The organism is uncultured Campylobacter sp. (assembly GCF_938030145.1).
Classification (GTDB): Bacteria; Campylobacterota; Campylobacteria; order Campylobacterales; family Campylobacteraceae; genus Campylobacter_B.
Genome location: NZ_CALHGM010000038.1, coordinates 1 through 13,778 on the forward strand (window position 1 = coordinate 1; position 13,778 = coordinate 13,778).

Annotated in this window: 11 protein-coding genes; all 11 read left to right on the forward strand. The window is 35.8% G+C overall.

The annotated features are described in order from the left end of the window. Positions 1-1,028, forward strand: a 1,028-nt coding sequence (locus Q0323_RS08140) for a glycosyltransferase (RefSeq protein ID WP_298053395.1), incomplete at its 5' end; no start/stop codon positions are given. Continuing rightward, positions 1,022-1,708 carry a methyltransferase domain-containing protein gene (locus Q0323_RS08145; protein ID WP_297989521.1) on the forward strand — a complete coding sequence of 229 codons (687 nt, stop codon included), beginning with the start codon at positions 1,022-1,024 and terminating at the stop codon, positions 1,706-1,708. The genes Q0323_RS08140 and Q0323_RS08145, both read left to right, overlap by 7 nt. Continuing rightward, entirely contained in the window at positions 1,701-2,804 is a 1,104-nt protein-coding gene (locus Q0323_RS08150) for a hypothetical protein (protein ID WP_297989520.1), read from the forward strand. Before Q0323_RS08145 ends, Q0323_RS08150 begins: the two co-directional genes overlap by 8 nt. Further along, positions 2,794-3,492, forward strand: a complete 699-nt coding sequence (locus Q0323_RS08155; RefSeq protein WP_297989518.1) for a class I SAM-dependent methyltransferase — start codon at positions 2,794-2,796, stop codon at positions 3,490-3,492. The genes Q0323_RS08150 and Q0323_RS08155 overlap by 11 nt, the downstream gene beginning before the upstream one ends. A 127-nt stretch (positions 3,493-3,619) precedes the next feature. After that, complete coding sequence (locus tag Q0323_RS08160; protein WP_298053397.1) at positions 3,620-4,888, forward strand: hypothetical protein; 1,269 nt, start codon at positions 3,620-3,622, stop codon at positions 4,886-4,888. Beyond that, the gene (locus Q0323_RS08165) at positions 4,888-6,969 is read left to right on the forward strand and encodes an alginate lyase family protein (RefSeq protein ID WP_298053401.1); all 2,082 of its coding nucleotides are present in this window, start codon (positions 4,888-4,890) and stop codon (positions 6,967-6,969) included. The genes Q0323_RS08160 and Q0323_RS08165 overlap by 1 nt, the downstream gene beginning before the upstream one ends. After that, complete coding sequence (locus Q0323_RS08170; protein WP_298053404.1) at positions 6,962-8,104, forward strand: glycosyltransferase; 1,143 nt, start codon at positions 6,962-6,964, stop codon at positions 8,102-8,104. Before Q0323_RS08165 ends, Q0323_RS08170 begins: the two co-directional genes overlap by 8 nt. 23 nt (positions 8,105-8,127) lie before the next feature. Beyond that, the gene (locus tag Q0323_RS08175; RefSeq protein ID WP_298053408.1) at positions 8,128-9,195 is read left to right on the forward strand and encodes a glycosyltransferase family 1 protein; all 1,068 of its coding nucleotides are present in this window, start codon (positions 8,128-8,130) and stop codon (positions 9,193-9,195) included. Positions 9,196-9,507: 312 nt separating this feature from the next. Further along, complete coding sequence (locus Q0323_RS08180) at positions 9,508-10,614, forward strand: glycosyltransferase (protein ID WP_298053411.1); 1,107 nt, start codon at positions 9,508-9,510, stop codon at positions 10,612-10,614. Continuing rightward, positions 10,607-11,971 (forward strand): mannose-1-phosphate guanylyltransferase/mannose-6-phosphate isomerase, encoded by a 1,365-nt coding sequence (locus Q0323_RS08185; protein ID WP_298053414.1) that lies wholly within the window; start codon positions 10,607-10,609, stop codon positions 11,969-11,971. The genes Q0323_RS08180 and Q0323_RS08185 overlap by 8 nt, the downstream gene beginning before the upstream one ends. A gap of 1 nt (position 11,972) precedes the next feature. Then, entirely contained in the window at positions 11,973-13,283 is a 1,311-nt protein-coding gene (locus Q0323_RS08190) for a sugar transferase (protein WP_298053416.1), read from the forward strand. Positions 13,284-13,778 lie beyond the last annotated feature (495 nt).

Here is a 13,778-nt window from a genome sequence, read left to right on the forward strand (position 1 = left end):
TGGCCGATAGAGCTTTGGGATATGGTGCAGACGACGGAGATTTCGTTTTTGATATGAGTTCGTTAGTGCAAGATAGGCTTAAAAAATACGATAAAGTTTTAATAATCGGACCGTATCCGCCTCCTCTTGGCGGAGTGTCGGTTTATATTTATAGGCTTAGTAAGTCGCTAGATAATTCGCAAGTATTTGATGTGTCCAAAAATAGTTTTAAAAAATATATCGATTTGTTTGCAGTATTGTGTAGGACAAAATTTCGAGCTATAAATATCCACTCGTTTAGCATAACGATAGCTTTTATGCTTATGATTGCTAGACTTTTTAAAAATTTTGATTTAATTGCCACTAGCCATAATCCAAGGTTGTTTGAAGAGTCCTCTAAATTTAAGGCATTGGTTTATAGGGTTTTTTTTCATTACGTAGATGTTTTGGTGGTAGTTAATAAACATATTTTAGACGATTACAAAAGTAGAGATTTGCATATTCCAAAAAGCATTATAATCGAGCATGCTTTTTTGCCGCCGCCGTTAGAGGAGGAAGATAAAATTTTAGCTACCTACCCAGAATCTTTTTACGATTTTATAAAAAGTAAGACGCGAATAATAACGGCAAACGCATTTCAAATATCTTTTTATAAAAATACCGACCTATACGGACTTGATATGTGCATAGAACTTACGGCTAAGCTAAAAAACGTATATCCAAATTTGGGATTTGTTTTCGCACTAGCAAACGAAAAGGTTAATACGGAGTATATAGATAAAATGCATCTGCGTATAAAAGAGTTAAATTTAGAGGAAAATTTTTATTTTCTGACTGGGCAAAAAGAGCTTTGGCCTATATTTAAAAAGGCTAGTTTAATGATAAGACCTACGAATACCGATGGCGATGCCCTTAGCATTAGAGAGGCTTTATATTTTAAATGCCCTGCGATAGCTAGTGATGTATGTGATAGGCCAGAGGGAACAATTTTGTTTAAAAATAGAAATTTAGATGATTTATGTGATAAAGTAAAGGACGTTTTATGTTAGATAATGTGATTTTTAGAAAAGATGAAATAATAAAAATATGTTGTGATAAAAAAGTTTTACACCTAGGATTTATACAGCATAAGTTGTATGAACAAAAAATCAAATCCAACGATTGGCTTCATAGTAAAATTGCAGAAGTTGCTAGCTCCTTGGTCGGTTTCGATTATTTGCAAGAAGATGTAGAAATTTTGAAAGATAAATACGGATATATTGCATATTACGCAGATGTTACTCAACTGGATAAGCTTGAATATCAAGATAAATTTGATATTGTGGTATGTGGAGAACTGATTGAGCATATTGAAAATCCTGGCCTAATGCTGGATGGTATAAAAAGGTTTATGCATGATGAATCATTATTAATCATCACTACGCCAAATCCTTGGTCTAATGAGCGTATTAGACTAATAAAGTCTGGAAAGCTCGAAAATTTATGGTTAAATAAAGAGCATGTTTGTTGGTATAGCTTTGAGACATTAAAGCAATTATTGGACAGAAAAGGATATGTGGAGAAAAAATATGACTATTATTACTCAGAAAACAAAAATATGTTTTTTAAGACAAAATCCTTTTTAGATTATATTAAAATTTTGAAAAGAATATTAGTATACCGGTTCACTAAAAGACAAAATTATGACGGTCTATTTTTTATTGCTAAAGCAAAGAGTAGAGATGATTAGTAAAGCGAAATGGTTTTTAGATAAAACCTCCCCCATTATTTTCGGCATAGACGATATTACAAATTCAAAATGTCAGTCACGTTTTTTAAGAGAGCAATGTGATTGCGGTTATCTTGGATTAGGTGATGGAGGTCTATACAATTATTTTGTAAACTATTTATTAAATAAATATCCGGAAATTAGAGTTACATATTTTTTGGTAATGAATTCGCACTCAACATATTTAGATAACGGTAAAACTGGATCTATATACAATAATGATGATTTTTTAAAGCTATTAAATTCTATTCTTGGTAGATCTGATGAGATAGCATACCATGGACATAATCATGGATATTCAAATGCTACATTGATGGATAGAAAATGGTGCAGAGAATTTGAGCAGTATTCTCCGAGCGAATATTTTAATATTATAAAAAACGATTTAGATCTTTTCAAAAAAACATTTGGCTACCAAATTTTGGGAGGAAGGACTCCGTGCTATAGTTTCAGAGAGGATTTGGTTGGAGGACTAATTGACTTAAAATTTCGTTGGTGGTCCTTTGACTTTAAGCCTTTTACCAATAACATTTCTTTGAAGTATGGCGATAATAAAATTATAAAAATGCCGTCAAATATAAGCGGTGATGCTTTTATATATGGAGGAAATGCAATAAAAAGTAAAATTAAACACTTGCTAAATATCGTAAAGATAGAAAAAATGATGAAAAGTAGATATGCGATTAGTATAGCGGAGCATTTTATGAATGCTAGACCAGATGGAAAGAGGCAAACACCAAATGTTTATGATGATATAAATTCTTTAGATTTTCTCTTTGGCTATTTAAGGAATAAAGATGTTTGGTATGCTACTTTTAGCGAATGTGCTAATTATTACGAGAGCTATAATAATACCGATATTTTAGATATGGGAGACGGAGTGTTTGAAATAAGATATAAAGGTAATTGGAAAATGCTTCTAACATTTATCTCGAAGCATAGGTACTTAGAAAACATACAAACTAAAGAAATTTATGAAGGCTTTATGAAAAATAATAGATGGCTTTTTAATGATTTGGTCGAAGGAACATATAGGGGACATAAAGATGTATTTTGACAGACATTTTTCTTTGATTACCGGATATAGATTCTTGTTAAAAGACGTTATAAAATATATAGCGACAATAGATTCTTTTTTTGATTCTAAGTATAAAATTTTAGATATAGGTTGCGGAAAAAAACCATATAAGAAATTACTAAAAAAATCTGATTACGTAGGTCTTGATGTGTGTGAATGCGAATATGCAAATCCGGATATAATAGGTAGCTCTGAAAATATCCCTTGCGAGAATGATAATTTTGATGCAATTATGACAGTTTTTGTTTTAGATGATTCTTTTTATATTAAGAAGACTTTTTATGAAATTTCAAGAGTGCTTAAAGATGGTGGGTATTATTTTGCTCTTGAAGCGCAAAATGCAAGCATACATAATCCCCCCTTTGATTTTTTTAGATTTGCTCCAAATGCCATGATTAAGCTAGCAAAAAAAGTGAATTTAGAACTTATAAGATATGATACATATGGTGGAGATTTTGCAAACGTAGGCTTTTGTTTTATATCAATTATACGAAATACACTAAGTAGTCTCAGGATAGAACCCTTTTTGGGTCCTATATTTTACTTGCCGATAAACGTAATTTTTAGACTTTTAGATCTAATAGGTAGATTAAAGGTATTTAAAAATAAATATAAAAATAATTCCTTGGGGTATTTCTATGTTTTTAAGAAAGTAGAGAATGCTTAAAAGGTTTCTTAAGACGATATCTTTATATACTATTTTTTTGATGATTGAAAAAATTTTATCTGTACTATTTTTTTCATATATTGCTCATACTTTAAGCATGAATGATATGGGTGCATATGGACTGTACATGACTATATATGTATTTTTATCTTTTTTACTATCGCTAGAATTTAAATCCGGATACGCAAGATATTACTACGAATATTCTACAGAAGAATCCAGATATAAATTATTTTGCGGCATCGTTAATGTTACATTTCTTTCTCATGTAATTATGGGTATATTGTTATTGTGTATTATAAATTATTTTAATTTATTGAGTTGGAAAATTTTTATTGCTTTGTCTATTTTGTCATTTTCTGATAGCATGATATATCTTATACAGTATCAAAAAAGGTTGGAAGAAAAGGATATGCAATATGGAGTAATTATAATTAGTAAGATACTCTTAACAATTATATTTTATTTTATTATAAAAAATTACGATATAGGGGGTAATGCGATCAATATAATATATGCTATGTTGTTTTCTAGCACAGTTGTCTCCCTGGTTAGTTATTTTAGCTTTTTTATTAAAGGTTGGCTGTTTGGCGTAAATTATCACATCATAAAAAATTCCTTTTTATTTTCCATAAAAATTGCGCCCGGTATTGTCGGGTCATACCTATCATCATTAAGCCCACAATTTATCATTGATAAAGTTTTTTTAAATAGAGAATTTAATGGAATTTTTTCGGTTTATCAAAAAATCGCATCAACTATTTATATTATGTTTGATCCGCTTTATATAGTTTTTTCTCAGAGAGTCCTTAAATTTTATAAGGAAAAAAATTTTATCGGAATCTATAAGATGATGCTTAATATAATTTTTAACGGATATGGATTTATGATGTGCATTTTTATTTTGGGCTCATATTATGCCGTATATATATTTGCGGGAGAGAAATATATAGAGTATCAGCACTTCCTATTCATATTTTTATTCAGCGGATATTGCACATTGATTTCGAGAATTCTTGAATTAAATATTCAGATTTCTGGGAAAAGTCATTATTTTTCTTATTTGGAGATATTTGTAGGAGCGCTAAGCGTATCTTCTCTTTTGTTTTGTGCATATTATTTTGATTTTTACTTCTTTATATATTGTATAGCGGTTATTTCATTTTTTAGATTCGTTGTATATATGATAGTTTCCAAAAAAATATATCCAAAATTATTTTTAGGGTATTTTTATTATTTGTTATTTTTATTCTTTCCTAGTATAATTTATATATTTAAAATATTTAACATGCTATCGGAAGTTTTATTATTTCTATTAACTCTGATTTTTTATAGCTGGTTGGCTATTAGGGCAATCAAAGAATACAAAAGCTGTCCGCGTATAGGGAAAGCATAATGTTATATTATCTAAAGCGACTATATTCTACTCCATTTCGCATAGTTTTGATAAAGCTATTTAATAAAATAACTGTTTTTTTAAATAACTTTATCAATTGTCGCACTGATTTTATAAATAAAAATACTCACATAAATTTTAACGTTCCGACCATAAAAACTAGCTATATAAATATAAAAAATTTAGATGTATCAAATATCGATCCGGATGCCGCAAAATATCTATCTAAAATGTACATTGAGCATAAATTTGATCTGCTCGGTAGCGGCTGGGTAAAAAATAGCTATGATAGCGCGGCGCTCGGGCTTGAGGGCTACAAATACGATATGAATGTCACAGCGCCCGCGAATGTGCCAGAGGGCTACGAGCCGATCGATTGGCAGAAGGATTTCAAAAGCGGCTTTCGGTGGAGCGAAAAAAAATGGTACAAAGATCAACGCATAGCCCATAAGCCCGGCAGCGATATAAAGGTGCCGTGGGAGCTTGCGAGGTTGCAGCATCTGCCGCAGCTTGCTATTTTTGCGATGGCGGATCCGAGTTTAAAGGAGCAAAATTTAAAGGAATTTAAAAACCAAATTTTAGATTTTATCCGCAACAATCCGCCTCGAATGGGCGTAAACTGGACCTGTACGATGGACGTGGGAATTAGAGTTGCCAATATGCTGGCTGCTTACGATATGTTTTGCCAGATGGATGAGGGCGGAATTTTGGATCAAAATTTCAGGCAGACCTTTTCAAATAGCATCTATGAGCACGCTCTCCATATCGTAAATAATCTGGAATATTCGCCGCATCTTACATCAAATCACTATCTAAGCGACATCGTGGGCCTGCTGTTTGCGTGCGCGTATTTGGACGGCGGCGAGACAGACGCGTGGCTGGCGTTTGCCGTGCAAGAAGTAATTAGCGAAATGAAAAAGGAATTTTACGAAGACGGCGGAAATTTCGAGAGTTCTACGAGCTATCACCGCCTAAGCGGCGAGCTGATGGCGTATGTCACGGCTCTGATACTGGGTCTAAAAAGCGAGAAAATTTCATCTTTGCAAAATTACGATGCAAAGCTTTGGCGCAAAAAGCCGAAGCTTTTGCCGCCGGAGAAGCAGGAATTTAAAATTCTAAACGGTCAAATCGCGCTGCCGCAGTGGTTCGTGGACAGGCTGTATAAAATCGGCAGGTTTACCGCGGACATTACAAAGCCAAGCGGCGAAGTACCGCAATTCGGCGATAACGACAGCGGTAGGTTTTTTAAATTTAGCCCAAACGGCGAGTTCTTGAGCAATGAACAAGTCGCGCGAAAATATCTAAATTTAAGCGGCTTTGAGGGCGGTGACGAGCCGTTTTGGGACGAGAATATCTTAAACCACTCCACGCTAATTAGCTGCATGGGCGGAATTTTTGACTATAAGATATTTAAAAACGATATGCGCTTTGAGAGGAGCTTTGCTCACTCGCTCGCAGGGCGCACGCTGCAAGCAGGAGATAAAACATATAAAAGTCCGATTGCTTCGGGCGTGAAATTTAGCGAATTGCCGCACCGAAAAAGCATGGAATTTAAAATTCCAAATTCGCAAGAAATCAAAAATCTATTTTATCCGGACAGTGGAATTTTTATCTTTAAATCAGGTAATTTTTACCTAGCCGTCTGCGCTACGCCGCTCGGGCAAAGGGGTCACGGCGGACACACGCACAACGACAAGCTAGGCTACGAGCTGTGGATAGACGGCTGCGACATAGCGAGGGATCCCGGCACCTATCTTTATACGCCGATCCCCGGCAGAAGAAATGAATTTCGAAGCATCAAGGCCCACAACGCGCCGATTGTGGACGATTTGGAACAAAATAGTTGGGGCGAGAGAACGATAGGGCTATTTGGAATGTTTGCGGAATGCAGATGCGAAGTGGCGGATTTTGGAGAAAATTTTATAAGTCTAACCGCAGAATACAAAGGCGTAAAAATTATTAGAAAATTTGAGATAGAAGAGGGCAGGCTGGAGATTATCGATATGGCAAATAGGGAATTTTATTATAGTAAATTTGAGTTATATTCAAATGGATATGGGAAGCTGATGAAAAATGTCTAAAAAAGTTTTAATGGCCGTTGCAAATTACTATACTTCGCCGTTTCAGGTCGGCAGTCATCATTATGCCAGAGCGTTTGAAAAGCTAGGATATGAGGTGCTTTTTATCTCAAATCCCATCTCGCCGATACATAAAATTTTTGCAAATAGTAGCGAATTAAAAGAGCGGGAAAGAATTTATAAAAAAGGAGGCGAAAGCGCGGGCGGTATTTTTTATTATGTTCCACGCTCCCTTTTTACTCCTCAAAACAAGCCATTTCTATCGTCGAATTTCGTTTTAAATAATTGGCAAAATTTTACGTATCCAAATTTATTAAATTTTATAAAGGAGCGTGGTTTTGGCGAGGTTGATATATTGTGGTTTGATAGCCCATTATTTGGCTTTTTATTGGATGCTATAATTTATAAGAAATCTATTTTAAGGATAGCTGATTATTCAAAAGGCTTTAATGCGGTTTCGGACACGCAGTTTAATGCCGAGATAAATATCGCAAACAAGGTAGATGCAGTCATTTATACAGCGAAAAATTTAGAAGAAAAATACGATCAAATAAAAGATAAATCTAAAATGAAATATGTGCCAAATGGCATTGATCTTGATTTCTTTAAAGCGGCAGATAGGTCTTTGCCGCATGAGCTTGAAGATATTCCTGAGCCTAGGGTAATTTACGTAGGCGCAATACATGATTGGTTTGATGTGGACCTGGTGCATTACTGCGCTAAAAATTTGCCAAATTATAGTTTTATTATAATAGGTCCGGAGCAAAAAGACCTATCTTTACTTAAAAAGCTAAAAAACGTGCATATTTTAGGCTCTATTCCATACACTAAAATCCCCGCGTTTTTATATAATTCGCAAGTGGGCATAATTCCTTTTAATGTTAAGGATTATCCTGATTTAGTAAATAGTATAAATCCTTTAAAGATGTATGAGTATCTTGCCTGTGGATTAAAAGTCGTCAGTGTTGAGTGGGAGCAGATTAAAGATATGAGTGATATAATTTATTTGGTTAATACAAAAGACGAGTTTTGCAATGCAATAAAATATAGCCATGGTAAAGAATATGATTTGCAGAAACTTTCTTGGTTCTGTATCTTAAAATTTTTTTTGAAGGGAATCGGTATATATGTGGATTAAATATTATATTATAGGTATAAGATATGCTGTTTGTCAATGCTAGGTTTTTAACCCAAAATATCACTGGAGTTCAAAGATTCGCAATTGAAATTTCATTGTGGCTTAAAAGGATATTGAAAGATAATATTCGATTCATTGCTCCAAAAAATATAATTCACATAGATGTGGCAAAAGAGCTAGATGTAATTTGTATTGGAAATTTACAAGGATATCTATGGGAGCAATTGGAATTACCAAGGTTTTTGGTAAAGAGACAGAACCCATTGTTATTAAATTTAGCCAATATGGCGCCAGTATTCTATAAAAATAAAGTTACGGTCATACATAGTTTGTCTTTTTTAAATAAGGAATGGAATTCTTTTTTATTTCATAATATGTATAAATTTCTAATTCCGTTGATAATAAAAAATAGTAAATTCATTTTTACGGTAAGTAATTATACAAAACAGGAAATATTATCATACTATAAAAATATATATAATTTATATCGCAATATAGATGTAGTATATAATAGTTATATTGTTCGAAGTAAAAATAACATTGTAAGTAATATTTTTAATGGCAATATTGAAGAATATATTTTATATGTTGGATCAGTCTCTAAGAGTAAAAATATAGTAAATTTGATTGAAGCTATAAATAACATCAATAGTAAAAGCAAAAAAATTTTATTATACATAGTGGGCGGCTGTGATCAAAAAATATTTCGTTCAAGCGATATAGCTAGTAACGAATACGTAAGATTTGTCGGACAAATTAATGATGAAAATATCTTAATGGCTTATTATCAGAATGCGATCGCTTTTGTTTTTCCATCATTATATGAAAGCTTTGGAATTCCACCAATTGAAGCTCAGGCATGTGGTTGCCCGGTATTGTGTTCAGGAACTACGAGTTTGCCGGAGATCTGTGGTAGCGGTGCTTTGTATTTTGATCCAACAAATATTCATGACATAGAAGCAAAGATAGAATTGGTTTTAGATAATAAAAATTTACAAAACGAGCTTCGCGCTAAAGGTTTTGAAAATATTAAGCGATTCAGCTGGGAGGAATCAGCACATAAAATTATAAATTTAGTAAATAAGTTGTGAAGTATAAAGATATTCGCAACCAAACAGCTTGCCAATATGGTTTTTAGGATTACTTTTAAAAAAGGTCAATAAATTGTTTCAGATAATTTATATACCAATTGTAGGTTGTGGATTTTGTAAAATTAAGCCTTGGAGTAATAGAATTCTGGTTTGTAATAAAATTAATTGCTTGCAGCAAAACGTGATGAAAGTGATATTGTTTTGACGTGAATTGGCTTATATATACGCTGAAAGTAAAAGGATGTGGATAGGTAAATTATAAAAAGAAATTGATTATTTGTGAAATAGTATATATTATAAATGGAGATTAATATGAAAAAAATTTTAGTTGTTGATTGGCTGGATAAATATGCAGGCTCGGAACGCGTCATTAATTCTTTGCATAAAATATTTAAATTTGATGAATGCTACACTCTTGTGAATATAATGTGCAAAGAGGATCTTGATAAAATATTTAATGGAAATATCCCTAAAATCAACCATACTTTATTAAATTTATTTGGTAAGAGATTTAGATATTTTTTACCTTTGTTTCCATATTTTATAAAGAGCATAAAATTGCCACAAGACACTAAATTGGTAATTAGCTCTTCGCATGCTATTTCAAAATATGTAACATCCCAAGGAGCTTTACATATATCTTATTTTCAAGCTAGAAATTTGAAATATATATGGGAAGAACGAAATTTATACTTTACCGGAATAAAGAGAATATTTAAATTTATAATACCGTATTTGCAAAAATTTGATATAGAGGCATCAAAAAAACCTGATTTTATAATATCAAACTCAAAGTTTGTTCAGTCTTGGGTTAAGAGTAGGTATGGGAGAGATTCTGTAGTAATTTATCCGCCAGTTGATATTGATAGTTTTGGATTAGAAACAAAAAAGGAGTCATATTATGTTAGTGTTGGTAGGTTGGAACCATATAAAAGATTTGATATAATTGTGAAGGCCTTTAATGTGTTAAAAGATAAAAAACTAATAATAGTCGGCGATGGTAGCCAAAGAGAGTATTTAAAAAACTTATCTAATAGTAATATTGAATTTGTAGGTTTTTTGGATAAAATTGCTATCAGCAATTATGTGAGTAGAGCGAAAGCTTTTGTTTTTATGGCAGAAGAAGATTTTGGTATAGCACCAGTTGAGGCGCAGGCTTGTGGCACACCTGTGATTTGCTTGGGAAGAGGCGGCACAAAAGAGACTATTGTAGACATGCAAACAGGCGTTTATTTTTATAATCAAAATGTGCATGAGCTTATAGATGCAATTAATAAATTTGAAATAAATATAGATAAATTTGATCCTATAGCCATCAGAAAAAATGCTCTAAAATTTTCAAAAGAGAGATTTGAAGCCGAGATCAAAAGCTACGTCGAGAAAAAATATGAGGAATTTAAGGACGGCCTAAATGACTAATATAATCCTAAGCGGCGGCAGCGGCACGAGGCTGTGGCCCATCAGCCGCACGCTTATGCCAAAGCAGTTCGTGCGCCTCTTTGACGATCGCTCGCTTTTTATGATGAGCTACGAGCGAAACTCCACGCTATGCGAGCGCACGCTTGTCGTCTCAAACGAGCAGCAGTATTTTTTGGCGCTCGATCAGCTTGAGGTTTTAGGCGCGCGCGGCGTGAAATTTCTGCTCGAGCCCGTCGGTAGAAACACAGCTCCTGCGATTGCGCTTGCGTGTTTGAGCTTAAAGGCCGAGGAGATCGTTTTCGTAACGCCGAGCGATCATCTAATTAGAGATGAGGCGGCGTATAAAAACAGCGTCTTGCGCGCACGCGAGCTTGCGAAGCAGGGATTTTTGGTGACGTTTGGTATCAAGCCAGCGGATGCAAATACAGGCTACGGCTATATCGAAGCAAACGGCGAGGACGTGTTAAAATTTTACGAAAAGCCTGAGCTTGCAGCGGTGCAAAGCTACATAGAAGCGGGGAATTTTTACTGGAACAGCGGCATGTTTATGTTTAAAGCTGGCGTATTTTTAGGCGAACTAAAGGCGCAGAGCTCTGAAATTTACGAAGCCTGCGTTCGTGCGCATGAAAATTCTAACGCGGAAAATCCGATTAGAATTAAACTAGGCGATATGCAAGAGATACCCGCAGATAGCATCGATTACGCAGTTATGGAGCGCACGAGCCTTGCCAAGGTCGTACCTGCAGACATCGGTTGGAGCGATCTGGGAAGCTTCGATAGTTTAGACGCCGAACTGCCTAAAGACGCGAACGGCAACACCGCAAGCGAGCAAAATATCGCTCTAAATTCTAAAAACAATCTCATCATCGGCTCGGGCCGCACGATAGCCGCCATAGACATCGAGAATCTCGCTATCGTCGATACCAAAGACGCCCTGCTCATATGCAAAAAAGGCTCTACCCAAAAGGTAAAGCAGGTGGTGGAGCGGCTGAAGGATAGCGATCTAGCGCGCGTGCACGTAACGACGCACCGCCCGTGGAGCAGTTACACGGTACTTGAAGATGAGCGCGGTTACAAGATCAAGCGCATCGTCATTAAGCTTGGCAAGCGATTATCGCTACAAAAGCATTATCATCGCAATGAGCATTGGATCGTCATTAGCGGCACCGCAACCGTGACTGTTAACGAGCGAAATTTCTTGCTGCGCGAGAACGAATCGACATTCATTAGGATGGGCGAGGTCCATCGCCTTGCAAACGAGGGCAAAATCCCCGTCGTGCTAATCGAGGCTCAAGTCGGCAGCTACACCGGCGAGGACGATATCGTGCGCCTGCAAGATGATTTTAATAGGAGTTAGGATGAAAAAGCAACTCTGCGTTTTGATAATCTTGGCGGTCGATATTTTCGGCATCTGGCTTTGCTTCGGGCTTGCCGTGGTGCTTAAAAATTTGCTCTACGGCGATAACGTGCTGCTGGACATCGGCAGGTATCAGGGCTTCGCGCCGTCCTATGTCATAATGATATTTCTATTTTTCTATCAAGGGATCTATTCGAGGCGGTATGATTTTTGGCACGAGAGTAGAATTTTAGTAAAAAGCTGTTTTTTGGGGCTTTTGCTAAGCCTCGCGCTGCTTGCTTTAATCAAAGTAAATTATGAATTTTCGCGAGCTAGCTTTATTTTGAGCTTTGTCTTTATGGCAGTGGTTTTGCCGCTTTTTAAGCTCGTAACGAAAAGAAAACTTTTTAAATTTGGATTATGGCAAAAGAGGGCAAAAATTTTAGGCGAGGGCGAGGAGTTTGAAAGTGCTGTTTTAGGAAGCACATATCTTGGGTATGTAAGAGCGCTAGGCAATGATTACGACGTGCTGTTCATAGGAGGAAGCAGGCTTGGCGCAAAAGCCTTGAACGAGCTTATCGAGCATAATATCAGAAAGAACAAAGAAATTTTATTCACCCCCGTGCTGCGCTCATACGATTTTACGCAGGCAGATATTTACAGCGTTTTTGCCTCACGTACCAGCCTCTTTGCGATACGAAATTCTCTGAAAAGCCCTTTAAATTTAGCTCTTAAACGCGGGCTTGATTTGGCGCTAATTTTCTTAGCACTTCCTTTGCTGGTGCCGATTTTTGGCATAATCGCGCTAATGATGAAGCTAAAAGAGCCCGCGGGGCGCATATTTTTTTCGCATCAAAGGATGGGATTTGGCGGCAAACCGTTTGGGTGTCTGAAATTTCGCTCGATGAAAGAAAACGGGGACGAAATTTTAGCTCAGTATCTCAAGCAAAATCCGCAAGAGGTGGAGTATTTTGAAAAGTATCACAAATACGAGCACGATCCGCGGATCACGAAGCTGGGCGATTTTTTGCGCAGAAGCTCGCTCGATGAGCTTCCGCAGCTGATCAACGTCCTAAAGGGCGAAATGAGCATCGTAGGTCCTCGCCCGTGCGCGCAATACGAGCGCAAAGATATGGGCGAATACGCAGATCTTATACTCGCCGTTAAGCCCGGTATCACGGGGCTTTGGCAGGTGAGCGGGCGCAGCGACGTGGATTTTGCGACTAGAGCGGGCATGGATACGTGGTATATGAAAAACTGGTCGATCTGGAACGACATCGTCATTATTTTAAAAACCTTCAAAGTCGTTTTGGCGCGCGAAGGGGCAAGCTGATAGTTTATAGAGTTTAAGACGGGGCTGCCTCTTTTGAGATAAATTTTAAATTTAATACGGCGCTTCGATCAAGATATTAGAATCGCCACGGGTTTAAATTTTGCCACGATTAAAATATATATACACAACAATGCAAGCGCGCGGCAATAGCTAGTAATTTGCGGCGTAAAATTTGAAGTTCTGAAATTTTATTTCATACCTGTATGGAAATAAGACTACGCGAAAATAGTGATGGTTTAATGCAGACGATCAAGATTATGTAGTATCGCGGGAAAATTATTAGCGCGAATCGCATTGCTTAAGCATACAAAAAAGGCGCTACCCGATAAAATTTACTGCCGCTTTCCGCTTCTGCTCGAATACTACGATGTAAAATTTTTACAAGACAGATAAATTTTGCCCTTACTTTCTCGCCGACGTATTTTAAAATTTTAAATTGCCTATCTCGCAAAAGTGGTAGCTATTTTAAAATTTAGAGAATTTGCGGATAAAATT